The organism is Actinobacillus porcitonsillarum (genome assembly GCF_003101015.1).
In the GTDB taxonomy this organism is placed as follows: domain Bacteria; phylum Pseudomonadota; class Gammaproteobacteria; order Enterobacterales; family Pasteurellaceae; genus Haemophilus_A; species Haemophilus_A porcitonsillarum.
This window is the reverse complement of record NZ_CP029206.1, coordinates 1-14262: the sequence shown is the minus strand read 5'-3', so window position 1 is coordinate 14262 and position 14262 is coordinate 1. Positions and strand designations below refer to the sequence as shown.

General features: G+C 38.2%; 16 protein-coding genes. 12 read left to right on the top strand and 4 right to left on the bottom strand.

Annotation, left to right across the window (positions count from 1 at the left end):
• The first annotated feature begins 156 nt into the window (after window positions 1-156).
• The 5 genes from glpE to DDU33_RS00060 all read left to right on the top strand — a co-directional run bounded on the left by glpE (window position 157) and on the right by DDU33_RS00060 (window position 3660).
• The gene (glpE, locus tag DDU33_RS00080) at window positions 157-486 is read left to right on the top strand and encodes a thiosulfate sulfurtransferase GlpE (protein WP_108922328.1); all 330 of its coding nucleotides are present in this window, start codon (window positions 157-159) and stop codon (window positions 484-486) included.
• A gap of 49 nt (window positions 487-535) precedes the next feature.
• A complete protein-coding gene (locus DDU33_RS00075) occupies window positions 536-1381 on the top strand; it encodes a co-chaperone YbbN (RefSeq protein ID WP_005818915.1) in 846 nt (281 codons plus the stop codon).
• A 54-nt stretch (window positions 1382-1435) separates the two neighbouring features.
• The gene (gene trxB / locus DDU33_RS00070; RefSeq protein WP_005818917.1) at window positions 1436-2389 is read left to right on the top strand and encodes a thioredoxin-disulfide reductase; all 954 of its coding nucleotides are present in this window, start codon (window positions 1436-1438) and stop codon (window positions 2387-2389) included.
• Window positions 2390-2398: 9 nt separating this feature from the next.
• Window positions 2399-3154 carry a 3-deoxy-manno-octulosonate cytidylyltransferase gene (gene kdsB, locus DDU33_RS00065; RefSeq protein ID WP_108922326.1) on the top strand — a complete coding sequence of 252 codons (756 nt, stop codon included), beginning with the start codon at window positions 2399-2401 and terminating at the stop codon, window positions 3152-3154.
• Window positions 3155-3234: 80 nt separating this feature from the next.
• The gene (locus tag DDU33_RS00060; RefSeq protein WP_005818921.1) at window positions 3235-3660 is read left to right on the top strand and encodes a YidB family protein; all 426 of its coding nucleotides are present in this window, start codon (window positions 3235-3237) and stop codon (window positions 3658-3660) included.
• A gap of 38 nt (window positions 3661-3698) precedes the next feature.
• Here DDU33_RS00060 and DDU33_RS00055 read toward each other — a convergent pair whose 3' ends face one another.
• Entirely contained in the window at window positions 3699-4070 is a 372-nt protein-coding gene (locus DDU33_RS00055; protein WP_005818923.1) for a cytochrome b562, read from the bottom strand.
• Between the two features lie 151 nt (window positions 4071-4221).
• Between DDU33_RS00055 and trhP the strand changes: the two genes are divergently transcribed.
• The 7 genes from trhP (at window position 4222) to DDU33_RS00020 (ending at window position 10972) form a co-directional block, all read left to right on the top strand.
• A complete protein-coding gene (gene trhP / locus DDU33_RS00050) occupies window positions 4222-5616 on the top strand; it encodes a prephenate-dependent tRNA uridine(34) hydroxylase TrhP (protein WP_108922324.1) in 1395 nt (464 codons plus the stop codon).
• A gap of 104 nt (window positions 5617-5720) precedes the next feature.
• A complete protein-coding gene (locus DDU33_RS00045; protein ID WP_108922322.1) occupies window positions 5721-6965 on the top strand; it encodes an O-antigen ligase family protein in 1245 nt (414 codons plus the stop codon).
• A gap of 1 nt (window position 6966) precedes the next feature.
• Window positions 6967-8259, top strand: a complete 1293-nt coding sequence (gene waaA, locus DDU33_RS00040) for a lipid IV(A) 3-deoxy-D-manno-octulosonic acid transferase (RefSeq protein WP_108922320.1) — start codon at window positions 6967-6969, stop codon at window positions 8257-8259.
• Entirely contained in the window at window positions 8249-8740 is a 492-nt protein-coding gene (coaD, locus tag DDU33_RS00035) for a pantetheine-phosphate adenylyltransferase (RefSeq protein ID WP_108922318.1), read from the top strand. Before waaA ends, coaD begins: the two co-directional genes overlap by 11 nt.
• Complete coding sequence (gene orn / locus DDU33_RS00030; RefSeq protein WP_005818932.1) at window positions 8740-9285, top strand: oligoribonuclease; 546 nt, start codon at window positions 8740-8742, stop codon at window positions 9283-9285. The genes coaD and orn overlap by 1 nt, the downstream gene beginning before the upstream one ends.
• 3 nt (window positions 9286-9288) lie before the next feature.
• Window positions 9289-9774 (top strand): tRNA (adenosine(37)-N6)-threonylcarbamoyltransferase complex ATPase subunit type 1 TsaE, encoded by a 486-nt coding sequence (gene tsaE / locus DDU33_RS00025; RefSeq protein WP_108922316.1) that lies wholly within the window; start codon window positions 9289-9291, stop codon window positions 9772-9774.
• Window positions 9775-9826: 52 nt separating this feature from the next.
• Complete coding sequence (locus DDU33_RS00020) at window positions 9827-10972, top strand: N-acetylmuramoyl-L-alanine amidase (RefSeq protein WP_108922314.1); 1146 nt, start codon at window positions 9827-9829, stop codon at window positions 10970-10972.
• 62 nt (window positions 10973-11034) lie between these two features.
• On the opposite strand, the gene tsaC is transcribed toward DDU33_RS00020, so the two are convergent.
• Genes tsaC through rep form a run of 3 tightly spaced genes read right to left on the bottom strand, consistent with a single transcriptional unit; the run spans window position 11035 to window position 14138 of the window.
• On the bottom strand, window positions 11035-11589 hold the full coding sequence (tsaC, locus tag DDU33_RS00015; RefSeq protein WP_108922312.1) for an L-threonylcarbamoyladenylate synthase type 1 TsaC: 555 nt from the start codon (window positions 11587-11589) through the stop codon (window positions 11035-11037).
• A complete protein-coding gene (locus tag DDU33_RS00010; protein ID WP_108922310.1) occupies window positions 11582-12115 on the bottom strand; it encodes a DNA topoisomerase family protein in 534 nt (177 codons plus the stop codon). The genes tsaC and DDU33_RS00010 overlap by 8 nt, the downstream gene beginning before the upstream one ends.
• Before the next feature lie 4 nt (window positions 12116-12119).
• A complete protein-coding gene (gene rep, locus DDU33_RS00005) occupies window positions 12120-14138 on the bottom strand; it encodes a DNA helicase Rep (RefSeq protein ID WP_108922308.1) in 2019 nt (672 codons plus the stop codon).
• Between the last annotated feature and the right edge of the window lie 124 nt (window positions 14139-14262).

Below are 14262 nucleotides of genomic sequence, written 5' to 3'. Positions count from 1 at the left end.
ATTCCTCAGTTCAATGAATGTCATGCATTAATTTTTAATGCATTTGAAAATAGTTCTTAATTATACTAAATAAGATAAGAAATTCAACTTAGAATAATAGGAACGAGAATGACTATTTTGTGTTATATTGCCGAAATTTTTTGAAATAGAGAGATAATTATGGAAACATTTACGGAGATTTTACCTGAGCAGGCTTGGCATTTACTTGAACAAGAAGGGGCAACATTAGTGGATATTCGTGATGCTCGCCGCTATGTTTATAGCCACCCTCAAGGTGCTTTTCATTTAACGAATGAAAGTTATGGGCGACTATTAGATGAGGTTGATTATGACGAGCCGATTATCGTGATTTGTTATCATGGCGTAAGTAGCCGAAATGCAGCTCAATTTTTGGTCGAACAAGGTTTTGAACAAGTATATAGTGTAAAAGGTGGGTTCGATGCATGGCAAAGAAGTGAGCTACCTATTGAAACGGCTTACACTTAACCTTATATGCAGTAAAATAGTGATTTGATTAAATAATTGGAAAAACAAGATGGAATATATTGTTAATGTAAATGAAGCTAATTTTAGCGAAGTTTGGGCGGCGGCTTCACAAGTACCGATGGTGTTTAATTTTATTTCGCCGCGTGAAATGGCTTCACTTGAAATGGATGGTTTATTACGCCGACTGGCAGATGAACATTCAGGGCAATTTATTTTGGCAACGGTAAATTGTGATGAACAGCGAGAATTAGCTACACAATTTCGTATTCAAACAATTCCAACCATGTACCTTTTTGCTGATGGGCAGCCGATTGATATGATTCAAGGGGCAGTAAGCGAACCTGAATTACGTGTTCGTTTAGCAAACATTTTACCAAAAGAAGAAGATCTTAAATTTAATCAAGCGCTTGAGTTGTTACAAGATCAGCGTTATGAAGAAGCTTTACCTTTATTAAAAAACGCGTGGGAGTTATCCGATAAGAAAAATAGTGATTTTGCTTTGTTATACGCAGAAACCTATATCGTGATGAAAAAAACTGAGGAAGCTAGAGAGATTTTAAAACAGATCCCTATTCAAGATCGAGATAGCCGTTGGAATGGACTACAAGCGCAAATAGAGCTGTTGGAACAAGCTTCTGAATCGCCTGAATTGCAGCAGTTACAAAAAGACTATGCGACGCAAAAGACGCCAGAGATAGCCATGAAACTGGCAAACCAACTTCATCAAGCGCATAAAAATGAAGAGGCATTAACACTTTTATTTGATTGGCTTAAGTCTGATCTTAATGTTGCAAACGGCGAGCTTAAGGCACAATTTCTTGCTATTTTAGCTGCACTTGGTAATGATCCTATTGTGCCTAAATTTAGACGCCAGCTTTACTCTTTACTCTATTAGCCACATAGGCATGCTAAAATAGTCAGCAAAGATCACTTTTATTAAGGAAAAAACATGACAACAAGACACGTAAAATTATTGATTTTAGGCTCTGGTCCGGCAGGATATACTGCCGCAGTTTATGCCGCTCGTGCTAACTTAAAACCGGTTCTCGTAACAGGTATGCAACAAGGCGGTCAGCTTACCACCACAGATGAAATTGAAAACTGGCCGGGCGAATATGAGCAAATTACCGGTTCGGGTTTAATGGATAAGATGTTAAAGCACGCTGAAAAATTTGAAACAGAGATTGTGTTTGATCATATTCATAGTGTCGATCTTTCAAAACGCCCTTTTACATTAAAAGGCGATCTCAATACATTTACCTGCGATGCATTGATTATTGCCACGGGGGCTTCTGCCAAGTATTTAGGTTTACCTTCAGAAGAAACTTTTAAAGGGCGTGGCGTTTCGGCTTGTGCAACTTGTGATGGCTTTTTCTATCGTAATAAACCGGTTGCCGTCATTGGTGGTGGGAATACCGCTGTGGAAGAAGCGCTTTATTTAGCCAATATTGCAAGCGAAGTGCATCTTGTGCATCGCCGTGATACCTTCCGTGCTGAAAAGATCTTATTAGGACGTTTAGCCAAACGTGTTGAAGAAGGCAAAATTATTTTACATACAGATCGCACGGTTCAAGAAGTATTGGGCGACAATATGGGCGTAACGGGAATGCGTTTAGCCTCAACGAAAGATGAATTGGTTGAAGAGATTAATGTTGATGGCTTCTTTGTGGCGATTGGACACGCACCGAATACCGCAATTTTTGAAGGTCAATTAGAACTCGAAAATGGCTATATTAAAGTGAAATCAGGCTTAGAAGGCAATGCGACAGCAACTTCAGTTGAAGGCGTATTTGCCGCAGGCGATGTGATGGATCATAACTATCGTCAAGCGATCACATCGGCTGGAACAGGCTGTATGGCAGCACTTGATGCAGAACGTTTTTTAGATGCTTTAGAAAGCTAGGAGTAAAAAATGAATTTTACCGTCATTATTCCGGCTCGTTATGCCTCAAGCCGTTTACCTCGTAAGCCTTTAGCAGATATTGTCGGTAAACCGATGATTCAACACGTTTGGGAAAAGGCACAACAAGCGGGTGCAAATCGTGTGATTATTGCAACAGATCATCCTGAAATTGAAAGTGTTGCCCGTCAATTCGGGGCAGAAGTTTGTATGACTTCAGATAAACATAATTCCGGTACAGAGCGTTTAGCTGAAGTAGTAGAAAAAATGCAAATTGCAGATGACGAGATTGTTGTGAACATTCAAGGCGATGAGCCTTTAATTCCACCAAGTATTGTTGAACAAGTTGCCCGCAATTTGGCTGAAAATCAGGTTAATATGGCGACACTTGCGGTAAAATTAACAACCCGTGAGGAACTTTTTAATCCAAATGTGGTTAAAACGTTGAACGATAAAAATGGAATGGCCCTCTATTTCTCACGAGCGCCAATTCCGTTTGGACGTGATGATTTCCCACATTGTGATGATGCTTTTGTTCAACAGCAGAATTATTTACGCCATATTGGTATTTATGCCTATCGAGCGCGTTTTATTAAACAATATGTAGCGTGGCAGCCAACAGCCCTTGAGCAGTTAGAGTCACTAGAGCAACTCAGAGCGTTATGGTATGGCGAGAAAATTCATCTTGCGTTAGCAAAAGAAGCCCCACAAGTGGGTGTGGATACATTAGAAGATTTGGAACGAGTACGCCAAATTTTATCTTGCTAAACAGCAAGCGGTTGCTTTTGGTAAATGTTTTGCAAAAATCAACCGCTTGTAGATAGCAATATTTGATAAGGAACATAAGTATGTTAGGTAACATTTTAGGATCGATCGCTTCATCAGTATTAAGCGGCAATAATAGTAATCAATCTATTGCGATGCAATTAATTCAATCTTTACTTCAATCTGAAGGCGGAATTGAAGGATTGATTCAACGTTTTAACCAAAGTGGTTTAGATGATTTACTTAAATCATGGATTAGCCCAAATGAAGAAAATGCCCCAATCTCAAATCAACAAATTGTTGAAGTTGTAGGCGAAGATAATTTACGTTCTGCTGCAGAAACCGCCGGCGTTGATACAAAAGATGCAGGAGATATTTTGGCGGAGTATCTACCAAAATTAGTGAATATGCTTACGCCAGACGGGCAATTACCGGATTTGAAAAATTTAAATACAGATGATTTATTAGCACAAGCAGCAAAAGGCGTGCTAGGAAAATTATTTAGCTAAATTAAAAAACGTCCAAGCTTGCTTGGACGTTTTTACTATTATTTATACTCTTTATGATATTTCTTACGCATGCCATCTAATTCAGTCAGTAATGCTTTAGCTTCATCTAATTTGCCGGCTTTTGCTTGTTCATTTGCTTTTTTGACAACGTCAATTACCTCTTGCATACCTGCTTGATAGCCTTTAAAACGTGTTTCATCGCCTTCTAAACTTGCCGGCATCGTTGCTTTTGCTTGCTCAGATAAGGTAATAAAGTTATCAGCCGAAGCTTGGAAAGCCTCCACAGTTTCAGCACTATTGAGTAAATTGAGTTGCTGTTTCATTTGAAACATTTCTTTCATAACGCCAGCTGACATTGCCGTTGTTGAAATCGCAAGTAAGCTTATGGCTAAAAGTGTTTTCAATTTCATATTTATTTTCCCACGGTTACAAAAACCGTTAAAAGAATTTGTATTTTAATCTATCTATGACTTGCGAGAAAAGGTTATTTCTTAGAAAATAAACACTTTTTAACGCTTCTCCTTGTGAGAAGTCCTGACTTGTAATCAGAAGAGAACTTATATGACTTTAAAATACGCCAAACCTGAACTACTTTCGCCAGCCGGCACATTAAAAAATATGCGCTATGCTTTTGCTTATGGTGCAGATGCCGTTTATGCTGGGCAGCCTCGTTATAGCTTACGTGTTCGTAATAATGAGTTTAATCACGCAAATTTAGAAATTGCGATTAAAGAAGCTCACGAATTAGGTAAAAAATTCTATGTGGTAGTTAATATTGCGCCGCATAACTCAAAATTAAAGACGTTTATTAAAGATCTCAAAGTCGTGGTGGATATGAAACCTGATGCTTTGATTATGTCTGATCCTGGTTTAATTATGCTTGTACGCGAGAATTTCCCTGAGATGGATATTCATCTTTCTGTTCAAGCAAATGCCGTAAACTGGGCAACGGTTAAATTTTGGAAACAAATGGGATTAACCCGTGTGATTTTATCTCGCGAGTTGTCATTGGAAGAGATTGAAGAAATTCGTCAAAATGTGCCGGATATTGAGCTAGAAATTTTTGTTCACGGCGCATTGTGTATGGCTTATTCTGGGCGTTGCTTGCTTTCCGGTTATATCAATAAACGTGACCCAAATCAGGGAACCTGTACCAATGCTTGCCGTTGGGAATATAAAATGGAAGAAGGAACGACTGATGAAGTAGGGAATATCGTCCCTCAGAATGCAGTGCAAAAATATCAGCCTGAAATTGAAGTTACGAATGTGGCACCAACTTTAGGGGAAGGCGCTCACACAGATAAAGTGTTCCTTTATACCGAGCCAAATCGTCCGGATGAACAAATGACCGCATTTGAGGATGAACACGGTACTTACTTTATGAACTCAAAAGATTTGCGTGCCGTACAACACGTAGAACGTTTAACACAAATGGGCGTTCACTCCCTTAAAATTGAAGGACGCACCAAGTCATTTTATTACTGCGCAAGAACCGCACAGGTTTATCGTAAAGCTATTGATGATGCCGCAGAAGGCAAGCCTTTTGATACTTCGTTATTAGATACATTAGAAAGTTTGGCGCATCGCGGTTATACGGAAGGTTTCTTACGCCGTCATACACATGATGAATATCAAAATTATGAGTATGGTTACTCTATTTCAGAGCGTCAGCAATTTGTGGGCGAATTTACTGGTAAACGTAATGAACAAGGCATGGCAGAAGTTGCGGTTAAAAACAAATTCCTTGTTGGCGATTCTGTCGAGATGATGACACCAAAAGGTAATATTGTGTTCAAAATTGACCGCTTGTTAAATCGTAAAAATGAAAATGTTGAGGCAGGTTTAGGCGATGGGCATTTTGTTTTTGTTGATGTACCACAGGATATTGAATTAGATTTTGCGTTGTTAATGCGAAATTTAACCGAAACCAATACAAGAAATCCGCATAAAGCGTAATCTTATGTCCCTGATTATTCAGGGACATTTTTTTGAAATTACGCAAATTTAGCGAGAATTTCGGTATAATAGCAAGTCATTTTTTACCCACTTGAGAAATCAATATGTTAAGCCGTATCAAAGCCAATCAATCGCTGATTTTATCGCTCTTAATTGGGCTATTTTTTATTCTTATTCTACATTTTAAAATCAGTTATAGCTTGATCCCTATTTTGCTTGCCTTAACAGGCTTAGGACTACTTTATCCTTCGATCAAACAAAAAAATGGACAATGGGATAGCCAAACTAAATGGTTGGTAGGGGCTTTCGGTGCTTACTTCTTGCTTTTTGTGCTATCGCTGATTATCCATAAAGGAAAGGCTAATGAGCTAGATTTAGCGAGCCGGGCATTATTGGCATTACCAATTTTAGCCGTATGCTTAAAAACGACGTTAAAGCATCTTTGGATCCTCTATGCTATTTTGATTGCTGGGTTAATTGCTGGTGGCGTTGCTCTGGTTCAAGTCTTCGGGCTTGGGCTTCCTAAACCTTTCCCGCGTTTTATGCATATTCAAGCAGGCGATATTGTGATGTCTCTTGCCGTTTTCGCATTTTGTGCCTTATTTTATTTTTATGCTAAGCGTAATTATACGATGTTAGCTATAAGTTTAATTGCTGGGTTATTTGCTATGATCGCTAGCTTTTTAACGGGAGCAAGAGGTGCTTGGGTTGGTGTCCCTTTTGTATTATTAGCAATTTTTTGGATTAATCGTAAAAATTTCTCAAAATGGGTTGCTATTAGTCTAGCATTTATTGTGTTAATTAGTGGTGTTTCAGCCGGAAATATGATTAAACAACGCGTTGCTGAAGCACAATATGATATTCAGGCATACATAGACAATAATGATGGCAATACTTCACTTGGTGCTCGTTTTGATATGTGGAAAAGTGCTGTATTAGGTATGCAAGAAAAACCGATTTTTGGCTGGGGATTGCAGGGCGTTAAAGGGATGCGCAAGCAACATTTTGCAGAAAAGAAAATTTCTCAATATGCAGCGGATTTTGATCACGCCCATAACCAATTTTTACACGATGGCTCAGCTAGAGGCTTATTAGGTTTAGCAGCGCTACTGTCTATTTTCCTTGTTCCACTGAATATTTTTAGAAAAAATTTATCACTTGCACCCACCGGTTCGCTAGCTAATTTATGGGGAGTGATGGGCATTAGTCATATTTTATTAACGATGAGCTACTGTTTGAGCCAAGGTTTTTTATCACACACCTCTGGTGCAATGTTCTATTTTGTTACTGTGATTTTATTTATCGGTTTGCAAAAAAATGCCATAAATCAACCGCTTGTGAAGGAATAATATGCTCCGCTATTGTTATATTTTTTTAATATATTTAATTCAGCCTTTTGTGCTGTTATTGATGTGGAAAAAAGGGATAAAACAACCGGAATATCGTGTGCGTCTCTGTGAACGTTATGGGCATTATCATAATCTGGTAAAACCTCAAGCAAAGGGGGTTATTATTCATGCAGCTTCTGTGGGGGAAGTTATTGCTGCTACACCGCTTATCCGAGCCGTTCAGGAGGCTTACCCTTCTTTACCGATTACAGTGACTACGGTAACACCTACAGGATCAGATAGAGTGAAGGCTGCATTTGGAGATAGCGTGTCACATTTCTATTTACCCTATGATTTACCCGATGCCATAGAACGCTTCATTCAATTTGTTGATCCTAAGCTAATGGTTGTTATTGAAACGGAACTTTGGCCAAATCTTATCCGTAAATTTGCATTACATAAGATCCCCTTTGTCATTGCAAATGCAAGATTATCCCCTCGTTCGGCAAAACGTTATGGCTGGATAAAATCCAGTATAAAAAACATGCTTAATGAGATTGATATGATTTTAGCTCAAGATGATGTGAGTGCAACACGCTACTTAGCTTTAGGTTATCAGGAACATAAACTAGTCAATACAGGGAACTTGAAGTTTGATTTAGAGATCAACGATGAATTACGAAAGCAAGTGATTGAAACTGCAAATCAGCTAAATATTCATTATCGTCCGATTTGGATTGCGGGAAGTACCCATGAGGGCGAGGAAAAATTGATTTTAGAAGCGCACAAGAAACTATTAGATACGTATCCTAATTTAGTATTGATTATTGTTCCTCGTCATCCTGAGCGATTTTTGAGCGTAGAAGAATTGATAAAGAAATCTGGATTGAGTTATGTGAAACGATCAAGCGGTGAGCCTTTTTTATCTTCAACACAGGTTTTGTTAGGGGATAGTATGGGAGAAATGATGATTCTTTATGGGTTATCGAAAATAGCATTTGTTGGTGGAAGTTTAGTCAAACATGGTGGGCATAACCCACTTGAACCGATTGCTTTTGAACTTCCTGTCATTTCTGGTGTACATACTTATAATTTCCCTGAAATCTTTAGTAAATTAAGAGAAGTTAATGGCGTCATTGAAATAGATAGTTCGGTAGATGTACTTGTGGAGTCTGTCGAGTTTCTATTGCAACATGAGAACGAAGGAAAAAAAATAGCACAATTTGGCTTTGAGGTATTGAAAGAAAATCAAGGCGCACTTAAACGCCAGCTTGCTTTACTTGCCCCTTACTTAGAGAAAAAATATGAATCGTAAAGTCATTTATGCGGGAACGTTCGACCCTATTACGAAAGGGCATTTAGATATTATTCAGCGTGCCGCTTCACTTTTTGATCAAGTGATTGTTGCTGTTGCCAAAAACCCAAGTAAGCAACCGCTATTCTCTTTAGAAGAGCGAACCGCATTAGTTTCAGAAAGTTGTTTACATTTATCCAATGTACAAGCGGTCGGATTTAGCGGATTACTTGCAGATTTTGCTTTAGAACATCAAGCACAAGCATTAATTCGCGGTATTCGTGGTAGTGATGATTTAGAATATGAAATTCAGTTAGCACAATTAAATCACAAATTGGCTCATGAACATTTGGAAACGATTTTTTTTCCACCTGCTGTTGAGCTACGTTATATCTCATCGACAATGGTCAGAGAAATTTATAAACACCATGGCGATATTTCACACTTTGTTCCGCTATGTGTGTTAAATGCATTGGCATTAAAATCAAATAAGGAAAACTAATGTCTCAAGATAAACAAAACCTTATCTGGATTGATCTTGAAATGACGGGATTAGATCCGGAAAAAGAAAGAATTATTGAAATCGCGACAATTGTCACCGATAAAGATCTTAATATTTTAGCAGAAGGTCCGGTGTTAGCGATCAAACAGTCGGATGAACTCTTAGCGAAAATGAGCGATTGGTGTGTGAAAACTCATACCGAAAATGGGCTGATTGAACGTGTGAAAAACAGCAAACTCACGGAAAGAGCCGCAGAGCTTCAAACCATTGATTTTCTTAAACGCTGGGTGCCTAAAGGTGCGTCTCCGATTTGTGGTAATAGCGTTCCGCAAGATAAGCGTTTTCTTTACAAATATATGCCGGATTTAGCGGATTATTTCCACTATCGCCATTTAGATGTTAGTACATTAAAAGAGTTAGCAAATCGTTGGAAGCCTGAAATACTGACACAATTCAAAAAGCGTAATACGCATTTGGCGCTTGATGATATTCGGGAATCCATCAATGAATTAAAATTCTATCGCGAACATTTTATTAAACTTTAAGCCATGACATATTATTTTCCAGATGAAAAGAGCATGTTGCAATTTGGGCAACAACTTGCTACTGCCGTAAAAGAGGTGTTAATTAATCATCCCGATATCGGGGTTGTTATTTATTTAAAGGGCGATTTAGGTGCAGGAAAAACCACTTTAACACGAAGTATCGTGAGAAGTTTTGGTTATCAAGGAAATGTAAAAAGCCCGACTTATACTTTGGTTGAAGAATACCAATTATCGCCTTTTACACTTTATCATTTTGATTTGTATCGTTTAGCGGATCCGGAAGAACTTGAGTTTATGGGGATTAAAGATTATTTCCGCCCACAAACGTTATGTTTATTAGAATGGCCAAGTAAAGGGCAAGGGATGATTCCTGAGGCAGATCTTGTCATTGAACTTGAATATGCGGAGCTCGGCAGAAACCTTAACTTATCGTCTCAAAGTGATATTGGGCAGCAAATCAAACATTGGCTTGGTAAAAGAGAAGAATAAAGAGAAGAATAATTAGACCGCTTATCTTAAAGTAAAAAAATATAGGAATAGAATGAAAAAAGTCATACGTTATTTTTTAGTGAGTTTATTTGGACTTATGTTGAGCTCGTTGAGTCAAGCAAGAACCGTTGTTGTTATTGATGCAGGACATGGCGGTAAAGACCCAGGAGCCATTGGGAAAACACTTGGCATTAAAGAAAAAGAGGTTACCCTCTCTATTTCAAAGGAGTTAAAAGCACTTCTTGATGCCGATCCCAATTTTAAGGCGGTCATGACGCGTAATAGTGATGTTTTTATTCAATTACCTGAGCGAACAGAAATAGCTCGTAAGAATAAAGCGAATTATTTAGTGTCTATTCATGCAGATTCTTCACCGATTTCAAGTGAAGTTAAAGGAGCTTCTGTTTGGGTTCTCTCTAACCAAAGAGCCAGCGATGAAATGGGTAAATGGTTAGAGGAGAGTGAGAAACAATCAGAACTTTTAGGTGGTGCTGGACGTATTTTATCAAATAATAATGAACGTTATTTAAATCAAACGGTATTAGATCTACAATTCTCACATTCACAACGTGCAGGATATGAATTAGGTAAAACCGTCTTAGCGCGTATGGCAAATATGACAACGCTTGCAAAATCAGCACCACAACATGCAAGTTTAAGTGTGTTGCGTTCTCCGGACATTACTTCAATTTTAGTTGAGACGGGCTTTCTTTCTAATCCGGTAGAGGAGAAAAAATTATCAACAGCGTCTTATCGTAAGCAATTAGCCAAAGCGATTTATAACGGTTTGGTTGCATATCGCAATAGTCACGTAAACATCTCAGAATCGCGTGCTTCAAATGTAAAAGTGAAAGAAGTTAAAGAGAGTAAAAAAGACAAGGATAAAAAAGAGGATACATCAAAAGATACGCCTAAAAAGCCTGTAAAAGAGGTCTCTACTAAAGAGAAAAAATCAACAAAAGCTGAAAACGCAAAAGATATTGAGCGTAAATCAAAAGAAAAAGACGAGGTAAAAAAAGAGGAAAAAAGCGAACGTAAGCAACCTCAAAAATCAAATACCGGTTATCATCTCGTACAACAAGATGAAACGCTCTACTCAATTGCACGAGTATATGGTACGACACCAGAAAAATTGAGCCAATTAAACAATATTAAGAATAACCAAATTGTGGTTGGTAAGAAGTTGAAAGTTCAATAGTTGAATATGGATGAGAAGAAGGCTACATAAAATAGAATTTATGTAGCCTCTTTTATTCATGTTTATCCGGCTCTAAAAACTTTTTGTGTGAAAATATCTCGAATTTCAGACGGATTGGTTTTGCCGTCTGTTGTTGCTTCTAAAACTGGGAAATCTTGTCCAAATTGGGCATAAACTTCGTGGTATGTTCGACAAGGCGTTAAACCGGATAGATTTGCACTTGTAGAGGTGAGGGCAGATTGTAAGTTTTCACATAAAGCAACCACGGCTGGTGTGCGACAAATTCTCACTGCAATAGAGTTAAATTTGCCGGTTAAATAACGTGGTAGATTTGTTTTAGCCGGCATAATCCAAGTAATCGCTTGTTCTTGTTGCGTGTTCAATCGTTGCCATTCAGTTTCACTAAGTTGGCTTTCATCAATGTAAGGGCGGAGTAATTCAAGATTATGAGCAATCAGAATAAGCCCCTTTTCTTCGGGACGTTTTTTCAAATCAAGCAATAATTTAACCGCTTGTTCGCTATTAGGATTGCAACCTAAACCAAAAACAGCTTCAGTCGGGTAAGCGACAACCTGATTTTGTTTAACTTTGTCTAAAATTTGTTCTAAATTATTCATTTGGTTCTTCTTTAAATATATGCTGGCAATGTTTGTTTGCACATTGGTAATATCCTTCTTTTTTTTGCGTGGCTAAAGTGCAATGACATTGTGGGCAGGTTTTTAGTACCGGTTTATGCGTTAGTGTAAATTTACATTGAGGATAACCTCGGCAGCCATAAAACATTTTTCCCGCTCGTCCTTTCCTTGCAATCAGTTGATATTGTTTACATTCCGGGCAAAGAAAATTAACCTCCTCACTCTCTTCTTGCTGTTCGTGAACAATAAAATGGCAAGTCGGGTAATTGCTACAACCAATAAACATGCCTAAATGCCCTTGTTTGATTTGAAGCAAATGCCCACATTCAGGGCAGCTTTCTTCAAGGGTTTTCACCACGTGATAGTGCTGCTGAAGGGGCTTAATATACTCGCATTTTGGGTAGTTAGAACAACCGAGAAACAAGCCTCGTTTCCCCTGCTTTATTTGCAATATGGCGCCACAATCAGGGCAGTGTTCCTCTTTTTTCGTGGATTTAAATAACGACATATGCTTATTTCCTATTTGCTTTTAACTGTGCCATTAAATTCGCAATATGGGCGGAGGTTTTTTCCACTTTTTCAGCTTCGGACATTTTAGGTTTATCTCGTTCCCACATTAAATCATCTTGAGGGAGCTCAAGTAAAAAACGGCTAGGCTCGGTTTGCATAACTTCTCCGTATTGACGGCGTTCTTTGCAAAGTGAAAAAGTGAGGGTTTGTTGGGCCCGAGTAATACCAACATAAGCCAAACGGCGTTCTTCTTCCACATTGTCTTCATCTAAGCTGGTTTGATGGGGTAAAATCCCCTCTTCCATACCGATTAAAAATACATGTGGAAATTCTAAGCCTTTGGAAGCGTGAAGGGTCATCAGTTGAACTTGATCTGCTTCATCATCTTCTTCGCTCCGCTCCAACATATCTCGTAATGTTAAACGGTTTACGACTTGAATCAGTGTCATCGGTTCTTCCAATTCATCGCCTTCTAACATACTTTGCACCCATTCAAACAATGTTTCAACATTCTTACTTTGCATTTCGGCCGCTTTAGGTGATGTTGCCGTTTCGTAAAGATAGGCTTCGTATTGAATGTGTGATAAAAGATCTTTGACGGTTTCTAATGGGTCGGCTCGTTCTGCTTGATCAGCAATTTTTACAATCCAGTGCGCAAAATCTTGTAGCGCTTGATAAGGCTTTGGCGTAAGGCGCTGAATAAGCTCGAAATCAAAAATCGCTTCAAAAAGACTAATATGCTTTTCATTTGCTAATTGCCCTAATTTCTCGAGCGTAGCCGCTCCGATTTCTCGTTTAGGGACATTAACAATGCGTAAAAAAGCTGCATCATCATCTTGATTGACCACTAAGCGTAAATACGCCATCATATCTTTAATTTCAGCTCGGGCAAAAAAGCTCGTTCCACCTGAAATTTTGTAAGGAATACGATTTTGCATCAATAATTTTTCAAGCAAGCGAGATTGATGGTTCCCTCGATAAAGAATGGCATAGTCTTTATATTTTGTTTTTTTAGAAAAACGATGGGCAATCAGCTCACCTACAATACGTTCAGCCTCGTGTTCTTCATTTTTGGCTTCTATGACATTGAGCTTTTCGCCTTCTCCAAGCTGTGAAAAAAGTCGCTTTTGAAAGATATGGTCATTATTATCAATCAGAATGTTGGCGCAATGCAAAATACGTTGGCTAGAACGATAGTTTTGTTCCAGTTTAATAACTTTAAGATCAAAATCTTCTCGTAAACGTTGCATATTTTCAGGCTTTGCTCCACGCCAGGAGTAGATGGATTGATCATCATCGCCTACAACGGTAAAGTTTGCCTCTTTGCCAACAATAAGTTTAATGAGTTCATATTGGCTGGTATTTGTGTCTTGATATTCATCAACCAGTAAATAACGAATTTTTTGTTGCCAGCGCGCTTTAGCCTCCGGAAATTGACGAAATAGCAATACCGGTAACATAATTAAATCATCAAAATCCAAAGCGTTATAGGCTCTTAATTGGTTTTGATAAAGTTGATAAAAGTGAGAAAAAACACGGTCTCGCTCGGTTTTTGTATGCGAAATCACCATTTCAGGAGAGAGTAAATCATTTTTCCAGTTTGAAATGGTGCTAATGAGCTGTTTTAATAAATCTTTATCTTCGCTTACTGTTTCAGGTAGCAAATGTTTTAATAATGCCAGTTGATCGTGTTCATCAAATAATGTCATACCTGATTTAAAACCAAGTAACTTATATTCACGTTTTAAGATTTCAAACCCAAGTGTGTGAAAGGTAGAAATTGTCAGCCCTTTACTTTTTTCTTTACCAATAGAATGAGCCACACGTTCACGCATTTCCCGTGCGGCTTTATTGGTAAAGGTTACGGCAGCAATTTGTTTGGGCGAATAACCACAGTGTGCAATTAAGTGGGCAATTTTATTAATAATTACCCGCGTTTTGCCCGAACCTGCTCCGGCAAGCACTAAGCAAGCACCTTTGACATATTCAACGGCTTGTTGTTGTTGATCGTTTAATTTCATATTCTTTTCTTTATGTTTTTCTTTATTTTAACGAAAAGCTGGCAAGCGGTCTAATTTGTTTAGCAATTTGCAAAATATGAAAAAAAGATAACCGCTTATTCTTTGAATAATTTGCCTAAAAAGT

Bases quoted from the DNA above. Each gene is read 5' to 3' on its own strand.
- DDU33_RS00075 (WP_005818915.1), top strand. From the start codon at position 536: ATGGAATATATTGTTAATGTAAATGAAGCTAATTTTAGCGAAGTTTGG.
- trxB (WP_005818917.1), top strand. From the start codon at position 1,436: ATGACAACAAGACACGTAAAATTATTGATTTTAGGCTCTGGTCCGGCA.
- kdsB (WP_108922326.1), top strand. From the start codon at position 2,399: ATGAATTTTACCGTCATTATTCCGGCTCGTTATGCCTCAAGCCGTTTA.
- DDU33_RS00060 (WP_005818921.1), top strand. From the start codon at position 3,235: ATGTTAGGTAACATTTTAGGATCGATCGCTTCATCAGTATTAAGCGGC.
- DDU33_RS00055 (WP_005818923.1), bottom strand. From the start codon at position 4,070: ATGAAATTGAAAACACTTTTAGCCATAAGCTTACTTGCGATTTCAACA.
- trhP (WP_108922324.1), top strand. From the start codon at position 4,222: ATGACTTTAAAATACGCCAAACCTGAACTACTTTCGCCAGCCGGCACA.
- DDU33_RS00045 (WP_108922322.1), top strand. From the start codon at position 5,721: ATGTTAAGCCGTATCAAAGCCAATCAATCGCTGATTTTATCGCTCTTA.
- waaA (WP_108922320.1), top strand. From the start codon at position 6,967: ATGCTCCGCTATTGTTATATTTTTTTAATATATTTAATTCAGCCTTTT.
- coaD (WP_108922318.1), top strand. From the start codon at position 8,249: ATGAATCGTAAAGTCATTTATGCGGGAACGTTCGACCCTATTACGAAA.
- orn (WP_005818932.1), top strand. From the start codon at position 8,740: ATGTCTCAAGATAAACAAAACCTTATCTGGATTGATCTTGAAATGACG.
- tsaE (WP_108922316.1), top strand. From the start codon at position 9,289: ATGACATATTATTTTCCAGATGAAAAGAGCATGTTGCAATTTGGGCAA.
- DDU33_RS00020 (WP_108922314.1), top strand. From the start codon at position 9,827: ATGAAAAAAGTCATACGTTATTTTTTAGTGAGTTTATTTGGACTTATG.
- tsaC (WP_108922312.1), bottom strand. From the start codon at position 11,589: ATGAATAATTTAGAACAAATTTTAGACAAAGTTAAACAAAATCAGGTT.
- DDU33_RS00010 (WP_108922310.1), bottom strand. From the start codon at position 12,115: ATGTCGTTATTTAAATCCACGAAAAAAGAGGAACACTGCCCTGATTGT.
- rep (WP_108922308.1), bottom strand. From the start codon at position 14,138: ATGAAATTAAACGATCAACAACAACAAGCCGTTGAATATGTCAAAGGT.